Raw genomic sequence first — 16,285 nt, forward strand, 5'->3', positions numbered from 1 at the left:
AATAAATATTGAATCCCTGAAATTTCTTTCAGGGATTTTTTTTACTTTTGAGTCGAAAAAGTAATAAATGAAGAAAATTTTGCTGGTATTGATTATTCTGATCAATACTGCGATCTTAAACGGTCAAAAACTCGCCATCGATGGAAAAGTGATGGATTTTGAAAAAAAACCTGTAGAAAACGCCACCGTTTATCTTCTCAAACAAAAAGACTCTTCCATTATCAATTACACCCCCACTAATAAAGAAGGTAAATTTTCTTTAAAAACGGATCCGTCCAATGAACCTACCGTTCTGAAAATTGATGCTGAAAAATTAGTATCCTATTCTAAAAATATAGAGAAAATAAATCAATCGCTCTCATTAGGCTCTATTGAACTGGAAAAAAATTCTGTTTTTAATATTGAAGAGGTGAAGCTTACCGTTTCTCCGGTAAAAATTAAAAAAGACACTATCGAATTTAATGCATCCTCGATCAAAGTACGGCCTGATAGTAAAATCGAGGAACTGCTTAAACAGATTCCCGGAGTTGAAATCAGTAACGAAGGAAAAATTACAGTAAACGGTAAAGATGTGGATCAGATCATGATCAACGGAAAACCTTTTTTCGATAAAGACGGCAAAATTGCATTACAGAATCTTCCGGCAGATATTATAAAAAATATTCAGTTTACGACTACTAAAACCAAAGAGGAAGAGCTCAATGGAAAAACGGCGAAATCAAACAATACAACCATCAACTTCAATATTGACGAAAAGAAAAACAAAGGACTTATTTCCAGGTTAACTCTGGGCTATGGTTCTGATAAACGTTATGAAGGAAGCGGCCTTATAAGCTACTTTAAAAAGGACACGAAAATAAGCCTGCTGGCTTCATCCAATAATATTAATTCCCAGGGCTTTTCCAATGATGAGGTCTTTGACAGCATGGGACGTGGAAGAAATTCCTGGATGATGCAGGGAGGAAGCGTAATGACGGTAGGAGGCAATACGTATTATTACCAAGGAGGAGGCAACACCAAAGGAATCCAGAGGTCTACAACAATAGGATTTAATTATAGTGATAAATTGGGAAAAGATGCAGACCTTGAGACCATGAGCTTCATGCATTCGAATAATAATCTGAAAACACGATCTAAAGTTTCAAGAACAACCTTACTTCCGGATTATACATTAAAAACCAACTCCGAAAGCAGTGGAGAAAACGAAAACAGACAATATAATTTTGATACTGCTGCACGGATTAAATTAGATTCGTTAACCAGTATTTACATTTCACCTTCATTTTCCAGAAGCGAAGGATCTAATTTTAATAATTCAAAATCATCCACTTTCAGGGATAATACCCTTCTCAACGAAAGTGATGCTTACACAAGTACAGATTCTGAGAGCAATTCATTCAATCCGAATATCTATTTTTCGAGAAAGTTCAGAAAAAAAGGGCGCGTTGTATACGCCAATATCAACAGCAATATTTCGGAATCTAAAAGTAATAATTTAAACCAGTCCAGGACTGTATTTTATCAGAACAACGGGACTAATGATGACAGAAACCAACTCGCTAAAAATAAAACACAAAACAGCAATTACCGTTTTAGTACAGGATATACGGAACCTCTTTCAGATTCTGCTACCGTAAGCCTTAATTTAAATTATGAAGCAAAGATCTCCGGAGCTGAGAGAAACGTTAATGACTTTGATGCCAATACCGGGCAGTACTCAAAATACAACTCTGTTCTTTCAAACAGCATGGATCAAAAAATTAATCAGCTTTCCCCGGAGTTGAGTTTTGAGCTCAATAAAAACAAAATCAACATCTGGTCTTCCGTGAATCTTCAGATTTCCGATATGAAAGTGAACTCTGTTTTTAATGATCAACAATATGACCTTCAGAAGAGCTTTGTTCTTCCCAGCTATAATCTTAACCTGCAATATCAATTTTCCCAGAATAAAAGGCTAAGCCTCTACAATTATGCTGACTTTAATATTCCAAGCGCTGAGCAGCTAACTCCTTATGAAGACCTTTCCAATCCTTTAATTACCTACAAGGGAAATCCGGACCTTAAAAATACCTGGACCAACAGAACCTATCTTTACTTCAGTAATTATAATATGGTAAAAGATATCAATTATTATGTGAATATTGGATTTACCTACGGAAATAATGATGTTACCAATTATTCCTATTATGATAATTCGGGAAAACAGTTTGTTACGTATGCCAACATAAGTGGTAATAAAAATATCAACCTTGGTGGTGGATTCAGTAAAAGTTTTAAATGGAAGGAAAATAAGCTTGTGATTAATCCAAGAATTAATACGAGTTACGGCTATAACAGAGGTTTTATCAATAGCCAACAATTCAGCAGCGGGACATACAGTATTAATCCCGGATTAAATCTTACTTATGAAGTTAAAGACAAATTCACCATAAAACCTTCCTACTCAATCGGATACAACTTCTCTAACTATACCAATTATAGTATTGAAAAAGTTCAAACCACCAATCAGGTATTAAAACTCCAATTAACCAATTATCTTTTTAAAAGCAATCTTGTTTTTGGGAATGATTTTGAGTACAATACAAATTCTAATATTGCTCCGGGATTCAAACGCGATTTTTATTTCTGGAATACAAGCCTCGGATACTCTTTTTTCAAGAAACAGCTTACTGCAAAAATTAAAGTATATGATGTTTTGAATCAAAATCAGAGCGTAAGAAGAACCATTACCAATTCATATTTTGAGGATCGGGAGGACCTTATCCTGAAACGTTATGTTATGTTCTCCTTAAGCATGAAGCTGAATAAGTTTGCAGGAAAAAAGATGCGTAATCAGTAACCATAGGACGATAATATATAAAAAAAGGCCGAATTGATTCGGCCTTTTTTATTATTTGGCAGTAATGGGTAATATTTATCGTGGTAAACACGTTTTTATTTTTAAATTAGCTTCAAATTTTATTTATGAAAACCCATATTTCCATTTTATTTATTTTCATTTTCATTTTGGGTAATGCACAAAATGCATCACAAAAGGACAATTTTGTGAAAGATAATTTTACCAAACAAGAATTTTATATTCCCATGCGTGATGGTGTTAAACTTTTCACAGCAGTATATATTCCTAAAGATATAACCAATAAAAACAAATATCCGTTTCTGATGCAGAGAACCTGCTACAGCATTGCACCTTATGGTGAGAATGAATATAAAACTAAAGTAGGCCCTAATCAGTACCTGATGAAGGATAAATATATCTTTGTATACCAGGATGTCCGCGGAAGATATATGAGTGAGGGAACTTTCACGAACATGACGCCTCAGGTAGAACGTCAATCGAAAAAAGATGTCGATGAAAGTACGGATACCTATGATACGATAGAATGGCTATTGAAAAACGTCAAAAACAACAATGGAAAGGTAGGTCAATTTGGAACTTCTTATCCTGGTTTTTATACAGCTGTAGGGATTTTAGCGGATCATCCGGCACTGGTTGCATCATCACCTCAGGCACCTATTTCTGATTTCTGGAATGACGATTTTCTTCACAACGGAAAATTTATGCTGGGATACTTCAGAACCTTCCCTGTTTTTGGGGTTCAGAAGACCAAAGCTGAAAAACAGGCATGGTACATGGATACTTTTGTAAAGCAGACATCAGAAGACGGACTGAAATTCTACAGGGAAATGGGAACCTTAAAGGACGGCTATAACAAATACTATAAGAACAACTTCTTCATGACCGAAATAATGAACCATCCTAATTATGATGAGTACTGGCAGAAAAGAAGCCTTTTACCTCATCTTAAAAATGTAAAGCATGCAGTAATGACCGTTGGAGGATGGTTTGATGCTGAAGATTTATCCGGTCCGTTGAATATTTATAAAGCGATAGAAAAATCCAGCCCGAAAGCAAAAAACACCATTGTTATGGGACCTTTTTCTCATGGCGGATGGTCACAGGAAATGGGAAAACATTTTCATAATGAAATTTATTTCGGAGACAGCCTTGCTACCTATTACCAGAAGAACATCGAGACACGTTTTTTTAATCACTACCTGAAAGGAAATACCAAAGAAGATGCGGGACTTCCCGAAGCTATGATGTATGATACAGGAGCAAAACAGTGGAAAGAATTTGCATCTTATCCTCCAAAAGATGCTAAAAAAGTTAATTTCTACCTGGCTGACGGAACATTAAAAAGTACTTCTCAACAAGGTTTTTCAGAATATTATAGCGACCCGAATAATCCGGTATTAAGCTCAACAAGCTTAAAGGATTTTAATGGATTTACTCCCAGAAATTATATGTCGGAGGATCAAAGGTTTGCAGAAGGAAGACCCGATGTTGTTACTTTTACAACAGATGCTTTATCAGAAGATATGACCTTCGCGGGAGAGATTATGGCAAAATTAAACATCGCCTCTACTTCCACAGATGCTGATTTCGCTGTAAAACTCATTGATGTATATCCAGAGGATTTCAAACCTGTTGAGAAAAAAGACGGTGTTGTGTATGGTAATTATCACCAGATGGTAAGAAGTGAAATTATGCCTGCGAGATTCAGAAACTCAAGGGAAAAAGCCGAAGCTTTAGTTCCTGGTCAGAAAACAGCGGTTCAATTCAGACTTCAGGATGTAGTTCATACGTTTAAAAAGGGACATAAAATCCAGATCCAGATCAGCAGTACATGGTTCCCGCTCTTTTCTGTAAATCCACAGAAATTCATGGATAATCCGAACATGGCTTCTAAAGAAGATTATACCAAAGCATTCATAAGAATTTATAATGACAGCTCAATTGAAGCTGAGGTGATAAAATAAAAAAATCGGGTGACTTCAAGAACTTTAGTCACTTCCCTTCTAATACTTGTAGTATGGTTTTATAATAAAGACCATTGTTTATAAACAAAAAGGTGGCTTCGAAAATCTCAGCCACCTTTTTTTATCCTTCAATCGTTCTGAACGTTAGGTTTATTCTTGGAGTTTTTACCTTTGTAGTTGGGGGAAGCCTGTGGAGCCAGTTATCCTGTGTTATTCCTTTCATTACCAATAGGCTTCCGTTTTGTAAGAAAATCTCCACTTTCTCTTTGGTTTGTTTGTGTTTAAACAAAAATTTCCGTTCCGCTCCAAAGGTTACCGATGCAATGGCACCATGCTTTTTCAGGTCTTTTTCACTATCACTATGATAAGCCATCCCTTCACTGCCGTCATGATATAAATTGAGAAGACATGAGTTATAGGTTTCTCCTGATATTTCCTCACACTTTTTCTTTAATTCCAATAGCTCAGGCGTCCATAGCGTCGCATACTTGGTTCTGTTGGAATAGGTATATTCAAATGCTTTTTCCCCGAACCACGCCACTTTTCTTTTGGTTAGAATAAGTTTACCGAAAATAATGGCTTCGTCATTTTCCCAGGGAATCTGATTCAAAAGATAGTTATAATAGAAATCGGATTTTTCTTTAGAGAAAATGGTTCCGTAATAATTAACCGTTCCGTCTTTGGGAAGGATATTGACCGGAAAATCATATATTTCTTCAAATAAACTCATTCCTATTTTTTTATGGCACGAATACACATGAAAGCCGGAAACTCATTTAGTTCTTTAAAATGTTTCGGATCCAGTTTTTCAAATTCTTTTGTAGGTTTTGGTTCAACCAGTTTATCAATATAAAAACCATTGTCTGTAAGCGGAGTGATGCATTCACTAAGAGGTCTTCTGAAGCTGTTAATTTCAACAGATTTCCCGAATCCGTTCCATATACAATTTACATGTTCAATTTCGAAATATTTTTCTGAATGAAAGTAATTGTATTCAAAAAAAGGATGCTCAATCGATATAACAAGACTACCATCAGGTTTCAAAACCCTGCAAAATTCTTGAATGGTAAAATTCCAATCCTCTATATAATGAAGCGCTAATGCACAAATAACAGTATCAAAGCTTCGATCCTCAAACATTTCAAAGGGTAAAGATAAATCGTGGACGAAAAAATCTTTTTCATTATTATTTCTTTCACGTGCCAGCATGATCATTTTTTCACTGATATCAAAACCTTTTACTGTCGCTCCCTCAGATATTAGGATTTCAGCATATTTCCCCGGACCACAAGCCGCATCAAGGATAAATTTACCCTTTACCTCCGGAATAAGCTCCAATGTATTCGGTCTGTCATAATAGGCATTATATGGTTTGTGATCGATCAGCTCATTATATTTCTCAGCGATCTCCTCATAAGCAGATAAGATTTTATGTTTGATCATGATTGTATCCTTTGATTTCTAGATTGAATCTATTGCATTGGAAGTGCGTGAACTTTCCCAACCGATAATAAGTTGTTTTCTGTCCTTTCCCCAACGGTAACCGCCCATGTTTCCTGATGATTGAATGACCCTGTGACAAGGAATAAGAAAGGCTACAGGATTGCTTCCAATAGCTGTTCCTACTGCTCTGGAAGCTTTAGGATTGCCTATTTTCCCGGCCAGATTACCATAAGTAGACAGTTTTCCCATAGGAATTGTCAGAAGGCTTTCCCAGACTTTTAACTGAAAATCAGTGCCCTTAAGGTGAAGTTTTACGGTATTTAACTTGTTCCAGTCTTTACCGAAAATAGACAAGGCATCTTTTTGAAACTGATCCTGCTTCTCATAAAAAGAAGCATTAGGAAACTGGGCTTTCAGATTTCCTAATGCCATTTCTTGATTATTTTCAAAGGCCAGATGGCAAATTCCTTTTTCGGTAGAAGCTACCAGAATGTTTCCAAATGGACTTTCTGAAAAACTATGGTTAATTCTCAGGCTTTTTCCGCCATTTTTAAACTCAGCCGGAGACATTCCTTCTATTTTTACAAATAAATCATGAAGCCTGCTTGTACTGGAAAGCCCGGTCTCATAAGCAGCATCAAATACGCTCAATTTCTCTTCCTTCAAAAGACTTTTGGCATGTTCTATACTGATGAACTGTAAAAATTTTTTCGGACTTGTTCCTGCCCAATCTGTAAAGATTTTTTGAAAATGGGTAGGACTAAGATGCACTTTTTCTGCTACTTCTTCCAGACTCGGCTGAAGTTTAAAATTACTTTGGATATACTCTATCGCTTTAGCGATTCTGTTGTAATCTATTTGACTTTGTGTAGACATATCTTTGTATTTTATCTCACAAATTTCCAAAGAAAATCCCGCAGAAAAAATCCGATTCTTGTGGAATTTTAATCCTGGCTGATGTGATAATAAGCTAACATTTTGTAATATAGTTTAGCGGCAAGGAATGCGCTTGGCTTAGCCATCGGAGAATCCATCAATTCCACAATATCAAAAGCTACAACATTACATTTTTCAAATACTTTTCTTAATAATTCCAACGTTGGATACCATTGCAGACCTCCGGGTTCTGGTGTTCCGGTAGATGGACAGATAGATGGGTCAAAAGCATCCAAATCGATTGTAATATATACATTTCCGGAAACTTTTTCTAAAACATCATTGATCCAGTTATCATTGACAGCAATTTCATGTGCAAAAAATACTCTTCCTTCAGGTAAATACTGGTATTCTTCAACATCCATTGAACGGATACCCACCTGAACCAGGTTGTGCTTCTGATTAGCTTCAAAAACAGCACATGCATGATTGGAGGTAGAACCATGGAATTCAGGACGTAAATCCGTGTGAGCATCCAGTTGTAATACTGTTAAATTATCATATTTCTCACCTACAGCACGGATCGAACCAATAGAAACAGAGTGTTCACCACCAAAAAGGGTAAACAACTTTCCTTCATTCTGTAACAGCTCTTTTGTCTTTTGATAAACCGCTTCCGTCATCGCTTCAGGTGTAGCATTTTCAGATACTTCCCCGGCAAGATAAACACCATCAAGGTAAGGCTCGGTTCCTGTTTCTATGTCATAAAGCTCCATGTTTTCAGAAGCATTAAGGAATAATTCAGGACCTTTATCCGCTCCTTTACCCCATGTTGAGGTTCCGTCGTAAGGAACGGTAACCAACATTACTTTTGAGTTTTCTAATGACGCATTTTCTTCAGGAATTCCCGCGTATGTTTTCATGTTTTTATTTAAAAATTAAATGATTTAAAATTTGAAATACTTCCCGCAAAGATACAAAGAAGTTGGAAGCCGGAAGCAAGAGAAGGGAAGTTTTTGAAGGTATCAAACAAACCCACAGCCTCTATAAAATTCTAACTTCTTCCATCTCCTCTAAAATTCACTACCTTTGCAAAAAAAATCAAATATGTCCTTAAAAGCGGTGCTTTTTGATATGGATGGGGTAATTGTAGATACAGAACCATTGCATAGAAAAGCTTACTTCAAGATGTTCGAAGATCTTAAAATTCAGGTATCTGAAGAACTTTACACTTCATTTACCGGAGCTTCCACCAAAAAAGTCTGCGAAACATTAATTCAGATATTCGGGCTTAACCATACTTATCAGGAGTTGACCAATATAAAAAGGGATTATTTTAAAGATTACTTCTATAATGATGCCGATTTTGACCTTATTCCCGGGGTGAGAAAACTGATAGAACATTACTATGAAAATAATATTCAGCTCATTGTAGCCTCTTCCGCAAGTATGGTAACCATCAATATGGTTTTTGAAAAATTCGGACTTGAAAAATATTTCAACGGGAAAATCAGTGGTGCTGAGTTAAAAGAATCAAAACCTCATCCTGAAGTTTTTCTTTTGGCAGCCCAGCTGGCTGAACAGCCGATAGAAAACTGCCTGGTAATTGAAGATTCTACCAATGGAATTCTGGCCGCTCATAATGCTAAAATTTTCTGTGCCGCCTATAAAAGTGAACATTCCCATAATCAGGATTATTCCCTGGCTAACATTACCATCTCAGATTATACTGAACTGGAATTAGATAAAATCTCAGATTATTTTAAATAAAAAAAGGTTCTCGATCGAGAACCTTTTTTTTTATATTGATCCGTCTCCGAGAGGAGCGTTAGTATCCCAAAAGTTTTAAAACATCTTCCGGCTCCTGTCTTTCACGGAATATTTCATATTGAAACTCTCCGTTTTCATCTTTCTGAATCAGAATATGTCTTGGCTGAGGCATTAAGCAATGATGCACTCCTCCGTATCCTCCAATCGTTTCCTGATAAGCTCCTGTATGGAAGAAGCCAATATATAGAGGTTTTGTATCACTGAAAACAGGCAGGTAGATTGCATTGGTATGCTGTTCGGAATTATAATAATCATCCGAATCACACGTTAAGCCTCCCAGAAATACTCTTTCATAAGTATCTTCCCAACGATTCAGAGGAAGCATGATAAAGTGTCTTGAAATCGCCCATGTATCAGGAAGTGTCGTCATGAATGAAGAATCGATCATGTTCCACTTCTCTCTGTCGTTCTGACGTTTTTGCGAAATAATTTTATAGAGGTTAGCTCCACTTTCTCCTACCGTGAAACTTCCAAATTCAGTATAAATATTCGGTTCCTCTACTCCTTCTTCTTCACAGAATTTTTTAATCTGGGAAACGATCTCTTCAACCATATACTGGTAATCGTAATCAAAGTTCAAAGAAGTCTTAATCGGGAAACCTCCTCCGATGTTCAAAGAATCCACCTCCGGAGCAATTTTCTTCAAACGTGCATATACACGAAGACATTTATATAATTCATTCCAGTAATACGCAGTATCTTTGATCCCTGTATTGATGAAAAAGTGAAGCATTTTCAATCGCGCATTCGGGTGCTCAGCAATTTTCTGACTGTAATAAGGAATAATGTCTTTATATCCTATTCCTAATCTGGATGTATAAAATTCGAATTTCGGTTCTTCCTCGGAAGCAATTCTGATCCCTATATCAAAAGTAGTATCTATACTCTCTGTAAGTTTGTCTAGTTCCCTGTAATTATCAAGGATCGGAGTAATATTTTCAAAACCATTATTGATCATCTCCGAAATTTTTGCCAGATAATCATCTGTTTTGAATCCATTACAGATTACTTCAATATTTTTATCTACTTTACCTTTTTTGTAAAGAGACCTTACAATATCCATATCATAAGCGGAAGATGTTTCAATAGAAATATCATTCTTCAGAGCTTCTTCAATAACAAAATTAAAATGACTGGATTTCGTACAGTAACAATATCTGTAATTTTTCTTATATTCGATTTTCTCAAAAGCCTCCTTGAACCAGCCTTTTGCTTTCTGAATATTCTGAGAAATCTTCGGGAGGTAACTAACCTTTAAAGGAGTTCCAAACTTTTCAACAACATCCATCAAAGGAATATCGTGAAACAACAAATTGTTTTCAGAAACGTTAAATTCTTCTGTTGGAAAATATAACGTCTGATCAATAAGTTCCGAGTATTTTATTTTCATTTTTTAGCAAGTGAATTAAGAATGCAAAATTGCTAAAAAAGTTTGATTTTTTGATGTTAAAATTATTATAATTTTATTTGATCTTCATGAAAGGCTCTATCGAAATCAGCACCCGCTAATTCACCGTTTATTAATATGTAAACTTACGAATATAGAATTGTCTTTTATCATCAGAAATCTCCAGCACTTGTTGAATATATACATCTACAGAGCCGTATTTCTTATCAATTTCATTAAATGCAGAATCCAGATAATTCCTCTCTACCCAGCTGAGCTTTTCCAATACTTTGATATCCATTTTAGGATATAGAAAATGCAGGTTTCCAGCCAGCTTTAATCGCTTCATAACCATATCTTCCCTGTAGTTGTTAGACATCAGATAATCATTATAAATTGTTGCTTTATCAAACTTTAAAATGGTCAGAATAAGAGCAGTAATAATACCTGTCCTGTCTTTCCCTGCCGTGCAGTGATATAAAACAGGTTGATCTGAATCCAAAATTTCACTAATAATCTTTTTGATTGTTGCCGGATTTTCGGTTACATATTCACGATAAAAGTCAACCATTCTTTTATCAGCATCGGCAGAATTTACCTTTCCCTTTAAAACCAGTTTTCTGGCTTGTGATAGCTGGTCTCCCTGATCTTCAAATGCTGAGTATTTTTTATAGCTAAGCTGAGCAGGTAGATGATCAGGCTTCAGACCGATTTCTTTTTCATTTCTGAGATCGATCACTTCCGCTATTCCCAGTTTGTTAATCGTGTCAAATGATTTTTTCTTAAGCTTATTAAGATGCCCGCTCCTGTAAAAAACACCTTTTCGTAATGTTCTCCCGTCAACATTTTTCATTTCTTCCAATGTCCGGAAATTATGTACTTTTTTCACTCCCGCATTTTCAGCCTGGCTTTTTCCATACTCGGGTGCAGTGAAGTTCTGTGTTTTACAGGAAAAAGCACAGAATAGTACAATAAAAAGGAATAGTATTTTAAGTAATTTCTTCAATATTCTAGAAAAATTAAGTCGATGTCGATACAAGATACAAAAGTTTCTCCGAATACTCAATTTCAAAGGTATTCAGCTTATCATTCTAAAAACAAACATCAGCTTAATATATTGGTGGATATTCTATATCATCGCGTCCTACAAAAAACAACAAATCGCCGGATTCATAGTGAACGGATACTTCATCTTCAACAGCAAAATTTCGGGTTCCGATCCTTGAAGTAATGCTTAAGCTACCATTTGTAAGAGGCCAGTTCAATCCTTTTGTTGTTATATTTTCCACAATAGGGAAAGGATATAAAGAAATCATTCTATTCTTCACCTTTTGCACTGTAAAATCTTTAGGAATAAAATAATATTCAGAAAATTCATCATAAAATCTTATCTCCAATCTGTCTTTAAAGGTATAAGCAACCGTAAGGTTTCCTAAGAAATGGTCCTGCTCACCACCACTGGCCCCAAAAACATCTATAGCGCGAAATCCTTTATCCAAAATAATTTCCAGAGCTTTATGAAAGTCTGTTTTATCCTGATCCAGGGTGAGAATAAATTTTTCCTGATATACCTCTTCATCAGATCCTGTGTGTGAATCAAAATCACCGGAAATGAAGTCCAATTTATCTAAAGGAAATCTTTTCTCTTTTAAGTAATGAAAAGCACCATCCGTACATGCAATTAAATCATATCCGGATAAATCAGGAAAGGATTTGGGAGGTTCTCCGTTAATAAAAAGTAATACTTTATCTTTCATTCGGATTCCAGTATTCTTCCGGTTCGTTATTTAGTTTTGAAATATACCGGGCAAGAACAAAAAGATAATCTGAAAGCCTGTTGAGATATTTAATTAATTCAGGACGAACCTCTTCAGCTTCATTCAGGAAAACCAGAGAACGTTCTGCCCTTCTGCAGATTGTTCTTGCTGCATGAAGAAATGTCGCAGATTTTCCGCCACCGGGAAGTATAAAATATTGAAGAGGCTCCAGCTGGGTATCAAAATCATCCATCCAATGCTCTAATTCTTCAATCTCATTTTCTGAAATAATCAACGGAAGCCTGGATTTTCCATTGGCAAGCATTAATTTATCAACCGGAGTTGCTGCTTCAGAGCCCACAGTAAATAAATCAAACTGAATTTTCTTCAATTGCTTTAAAACCTCAACATCTTCAATATGACTTTTTGCAATGCCAATAAAAGAATTCAACTCATCGATATTACCATAACTTTCTACTCTGGCGCTGGCCTTGGAAACTCTTGTTCCTCCATAAAGAGCGGTTTGTCCTTTATCTCCTGTTTTTGTATAAATTTTCATACGACTAAATTACTTTTTTAAAATTAGCTTTACAATACTTACGGGTTTGTTTCTTATCTTGTTTTGTAATCCTGCTAATATAAAAATGACCGGTAAAAACCAGCCATCTTCAAATTATTTATCTACCTCAACATATTGCAACACTGTCTTGTTTTTAGAATTATAAATAATGGTACTTTTATTGGGAAACCGCTTTAATTTATAATACTCGATACCATTGACATTCTTTATATCTTCTAAAATGCTTTTATCAATTGTATTTTCAGGCAGGAACTTTTCAATAAAACTTATTTTATCTACGATGTTTTGTCCGTCTACCTTTCGGGCTGCCTTATCGGACCGGGTTTCATCCGTTGTAGGTTGAGACTCCAGAAATGGAATGATATCTTTTTTGTCTGCTTTATACTTAAAAATATATCCTGTAGTGCCATTTGGAAATACAAACTTTTTCCCGTTTTCATCAGATACAACAGCTTTCCCTGAACCAGGAAAAACCTGATTAAATTGAACATCTTCAGAATTTGTCAGGGACTTGATGGACTCATTCACGGTCTTTTTCACCCTCTCTTCCACTGCCTGTTGGGTCCTTTGCTTTACTGTTTCGGTTGTTTCCTGTACAGTCTGATCTATTTTATCACTGATTTTATTACACGATAGTAGTGACAAAGCACTTGTAATTCCTAAAATTAGCTTCTTCATTTCTCTGAAATTATAAATAATACCCGGTACATCTCTCTTTTAAACGTAAAAAACGCAATGATATTTTAGGAGAAAAAAATATTTTTAATGCCCCAAATCCTACTGACAAACTGTTGTCATAACGTGCTCTTATCTTTGTATCAACAATAACAAATTAAACAAAAATATTATGGCAACTACAGCAACAGCAACAAAACAGTTTATGACATCAGACCAATTATTAGAGCACTGGCAAGGACACAGAAATCTGACCAGAAGAGTAATTGAAGCGTTTCCTGAAAAAGAATTATTCGAATTTTCTGTAGCAGGTATGAGACCATTTGCTAAACTGGCAGTTGAGCTTATCAGCATTGCAGGGCCGGCATTAAAGGGAATCAATGAAAAAAACATGGAGGCTTATAACGAAGAGGGATTTAACCCTAAAACAAAAGAAGAAATACTGAAAAAATGGGACGAAGAAACAGAAGTAATCAACCATTATTTTAATCAGATTTCTGAAGAGCGTATGCAGGAAACGTTCAATCTGTTTGGCCAATATGAATTTCCGGTATATCAGAATATCCTATATTTTATCGACAATGAAATCCATCACCGTGGACAAGGTTATGTTTATCTAAGATCATTAGGAATTGAACCTCCGTTTTTCTGGGAGAGATTTTAATTCTGTTTAAAAATATTTTTCTTCTATCAAATTATTAATTTTAGTGAATGCAAAAGCTTTCAGATTCTCTGAAAGCTTTTGTTTTTTAACCCGGCAAAATATTTTTAAAGAAAGTAATAATGTTCTCTTTTAACTGGGCGAAGGCACTTGAGGCTCCAAATTCTTTATTATCATATCCTATAGGAAATCCCTTGGCAACATACTCATTATTTTTATTTAAAGTAAGCACCTCAAAATCATCATTTACTTTACCCAGCTTATCTGTATGAATATCCAAATATTTTATGGAGGCCTGTTTTGAAAAATCGAGTTGAGTAATATCAATTGTTTTAACTACTTTCTTAAGGTCGGACCGGAAATAAAGATTCATCTTCTTGACATCAATAACGGTCTGCCATTCTCCCGCATATACAGAATTAAGAACATTCCAGGCATATTCTACAGGCTTTTTATCATACTTATAACTATAAAGCATATAGTAAGCTTTACTATATCTGTCTTCCCATTTATTTTGCTGACCAAGATCAAATTTTTCATTGCCTCCTAAAAAATCAAACCTCTGAACCCGTTCAACATCTTCCTTATACTGATTGTTGCATAGAAGCGGCATAGGCATATCCTTTCCTGTAAGCACCTTATACTTTCCATTTAGCAAAGCTATAGTTGCTGTATTTCCTTTAGCATCAGTAACGAAGAAGTGGCTTCCTCCGGCACTAGGCCACCAATCAATATTAGGGCCGCCATTTAAATGATCTATCACTTCCTGAACAGATTTATAATTATCCAACTGGTATTGAATCCATTGTGCCCAAAACATATTAGGCTGTGTGGGATTAAAAACTTTTGTGGTTTCCTCCAGAGAAAGTTCAACCAGAAAAAGACCTTTTTCATTTACACCGTAACAAGGGAAATCATAGCCTAGAAGATTAAAGGTTACAGAACCATATAATGATTGCCATTCCTTTTCAGCATTCAGATGTCGGGAGGTAAGATTTTCCCAGCTTATATTTCTTTTGGTAATCCCACGTTTATTGACGACGATCATCCCCGGCATTGTTTTCCAATTCTCATTGAATCCGATTACACAATAATCATTACCCTTTAATAAAAATGCTGAGCAGGCGGAAGAAATCCCGTAATGAAGAAGAGCCAGGAGCAGCATAGAACGCATCAATATAAATTTCATAATTAATCAGTTGGTTATTGTAATTTCGTCGAAATATTCGTGATCAGCTCACCAATTTTTGTTTTGAGTGTTTCTGGTTCCAAAACTACAGCGTAATCCGCAAATGTAATCAGCCATCTTGGAAATCCCTCTTTGATCCACTCCGTTTCAAAGGTCATCACAACTCCTTCATCGGTTTCAGTTTCGTCTATTAAACCATAGTATCTTTTAGAATTAACGAGATGTCCCATTATTTTCTTATCTACCAGCAATTTTACTTTGGTAACATCATTACCGGAATTTTTCCTATAATCATTAATTCCACCATACTCTTTTGAAAAAGGAATACTGGTTTTGGAAACCTGAAGAATCCGGTCTACCCTGAATTGTCTGAAATCCTGTCTTAACGTACAAAAAGCCATAATGTACCAATAATTAAATTCAAAAAATAAACCTACCGCTTCTATAATCCGGTTAGATACTTTTGAATCCATACTTCTGTATTCTATGGACAGTTGCATTTTTTCTGCAATACTTTCAAGGATCAGGGGGATCACATTTTTAACAGAATCCTTTGATTGAGCATGGTAATTAAAAACATCAACCTGCTTTTCTACTGTCTGTATTAAATTTTTATCGGAATGCCTCAGCACTGAACGCACTTTTTCCATAGCCGTCCGGTAATGAGAGCCCAAACTCTCGTGAGAAAACTTTTGCATCAGCTTTTCGGCTGTAATAAAGCTCAAAACTTCTTCTTTTGTAAACATGACAGGAGGAAGTTTATATCCGTCCATTAAGGAATATCCGCTACCCGCTTCTCCGACAATCGGAATCCCCGCATTTTCAAGTGTTTTTACATCCCGATAGATCGTTCTGATGCTTACTTCGAACTTTTCTGCCAGATCCTGAGCCCTTACCAAAGGTTTGGATTGCAGTTGAGTAAGAATTGCTGTTACCCTGTCAAGCTTTTTAAGATAATGGTCATTCATTTTATCCGGTCACTCTAAACTTTTATACAATAATTTCAGATATAGTAAACCAACAATTTTAGCTATATTTAGATATCCAAGAATCACATATTACT

The 16,285-nt window shown here is 35.6% G+C and carries 15 protein-coding genes; 4 read left to right on the forward strand and 11 right to left on the reverse strand.

Going from position 1 to position 16,285, the window contains the following annotated elements; genetic code table 11:
- The first annotated feature begins 67 nt into the window (after positions 1-67).
- A complete protein-coding gene (locus G9C87_RS07980) occupies positions 68-2,839 on the forward strand; it encodes an outer membrane beta-barrel protein (protein ID WP_172279919.1) in 2,772 nt (923 codons plus the stop codon).
- A gap of 125 nt (positions 2,840-2,964) precedes the next feature.
- Entirely contained in the window at positions 2,965-4,824 is a 1,860-nt protein-coding gene (locus tag G9C87_RS07985; protein WP_172279921.1) for a CocE/NonD family hydrolase, read from the forward strand.
- A gap of 121 nt (positions 4,825-4,945) precedes the next feature.
- Here G9C87_RS07985 and G9C87_RS07990 read toward each other — a convergent pair whose 3' ends face one another.
- From G9C87_RS07990 to speB, 4 genes are all read right to left on the reverse strand, one after another.
- A complete protein-coding gene (locus G9C87_RS07990; RefSeq protein ID WP_172279923.1) occupies positions 4,946-5,554 on the reverse strand; it encodes an alpha-ketoglutarate-dependent dioxygenase AlkB family protein in 609 nt (202 codons plus the stop codon).
- A gap of 2 nt (positions 5,555-5,556) precedes the next feature.
- Positions 5,557-6,267 carry a class I SAM-dependent methyltransferase gene (locus G9C87_RS07995; protein ID WP_172279925.1) on the reverse strand — a complete coding sequence of 237 codons (711 nt, stop codon included), beginning with the start codon at positions 6,265-6,267 and terminating at the stop codon, positions 5,557-5,559.
- A gap of 18 nt (positions 6,268-6,285) precedes the next feature.
- Positions 6,286-7,143 (reverse strand): bifunctional helix-turn-helix domain-containing protein/methylated-DNA--[protein]-cysteine S-methyltransferase, encoded by an 858-nt coding sequence (locus tag G9C87_RS08000; RefSeq protein WP_172279927.1) that lies wholly within the window; start codon positions 7,141-7,143, stop codon positions 6,286-6,288.
- A gap of 68 nt (positions 7,144-7,211) precedes the next feature.
- Positions 7,212-8,066 (reverse strand): agmatinase, encoded by an 855-nt coding sequence (gene speB, locus G9C87_RS08005; RefSeq protein WP_172279929.1) that lies wholly within the window; start codon positions 8,064-8,066, stop codon positions 7,212-7,214.
- Positions 8,067-8,250: 184 nt separating this feature from the next.
- Here speB and G9C87_RS08010 point away from each other — a divergent pair, with 184 nt between their 5' ends.
- Positions 8,251-8,913, forward strand: a complete 663-nt coding sequence (locus G9C87_RS08010) for an HAD family hydrolase (protein WP_172279931.1) — start codon at positions 8,251-8,253, stop codon at positions 8,911-8,913.
- 58 nt (positions 8,914-8,971) lie between these two features.
- Here the strand turns inward: G9C87_RS08010 and G9C87_RS08015 are convergent, their stop codons facing one another.
- From G9C87_RS08015 to G9C87_RS08035, 5 genes are all read right to left on the reverse strand, one after another.
- Positions 8,972-10,363: an arginine decarboxylase gene (locus G9C87_RS08015; RefSeq protein WP_172279933.1), complete on the reverse strand. Its 1,392-nt coding sequence runs from the start codon at positions 10,361-10,363 to the stop codon at positions 8,972-8,974.
- 130 nt (positions 10,364-10,493) lie between these two features.
- Positions 10,494-11,366, reverse strand: a complete 873-nt coding sequence (locus G9C87_RS08020) for a tyrosine-protein phosphatase (RefSeq protein WP_172279935.1) — start codon at positions 11,364-11,366, stop codon at positions 10,494-10,496.
- A gap of 103 nt (positions 11,367-11,469) precedes the next feature.
- Positions 11,470-12,117 carry a thiamine diphosphokinase gene (locus G9C87_RS08025; protein ID WP_172279937.1) on the reverse strand — a complete coding sequence of 216 codons (648 nt, stop codon included), beginning with the start codon at positions 12,115-12,117 and terminating at the stop codon, positions 11,470-11,472.
- Positions 12,107-12,676 (reverse strand): cob(I)yrinic acid a,c-diamide adenosyltransferase, encoded by a 570-nt coding sequence (locus tag G9C87_RS08030; protein ID WP_172279939.1) that lies wholly within the window; start codon positions 12,674-12,676, stop codon positions 12,107-12,109. Before G9C87_RS08030 ends, G9C87_RS08025 begins: the two co-directional genes overlap by 11 nt.
- A gap of 114 nt (positions 12,677-12,790) precedes the next feature.
- Positions 12,791-13,375 carry a hypothetical protein gene (locus G9C87_RS08035; RefSeq protein WP_172279941.1) on the reverse strand — a complete coding sequence of 195 codons (585 nt, stop codon included), beginning with the start codon at positions 13,373-13,375 and terminating at the stop codon, positions 12,791-12,793.
- A 169-nt stretch (positions 13,376-13,544) separates the two neighbouring features.
- On the opposite strand from G9C87_RS08035, the gene G9C87_RS08040 reads away from it, so the two are divergent.
- Entirely contained in the window at positions 13,545-14,036 is a 492-nt protein-coding gene (locus G9C87_RS08040) for a DinB family protein (RefSeq protein ID WP_172279943.1), read from the forward strand.
- An 85-nt stretch (positions 14,037-14,121) separates the two neighbouring features.
- On the opposite strand, the gene G9C87_RS08045 is transcribed toward G9C87_RS08040, so the two are convergent.
- Together G9C87_RS08045 and G9C87_RS08050 are read right to left on the reverse strand one after the other, a co-directional pair.
- Positions 14,122-15,222 carry a linear amide C-N hydrolase gene (locus G9C87_RS08045; RefSeq protein WP_172279945.1) on the reverse strand — a complete coding sequence of 367 codons (1,101 nt, stop codon included), beginning with the start codon at positions 15,220-15,222 and terminating at the stop codon, positions 14,122-14,124.
- Between the two features lie 14 nt (positions 15,223-15,236).
- Entirely contained in the window at positions 15,237-16,190 is a 954-nt protein-coding gene (locus tag G9C87_RS08050; RefSeq protein ID WP_172279947.1) for a helix-turn-helix transcriptional regulator, read from the reverse strand.
- Between the last annotated feature and the right edge of the window lie 95 nt (positions 16,191-16,285).

It is taken from the genome of Chryseobacterium sp. LAM-KRS1 (assembly GCF_013184525.1).
GTDB lineage: Bacteria > Bacteroidota > Bacteroidia > Flavobacteriales > Weeksellaceae > Chryseobacterium > Chryseobacterium proteolyticum.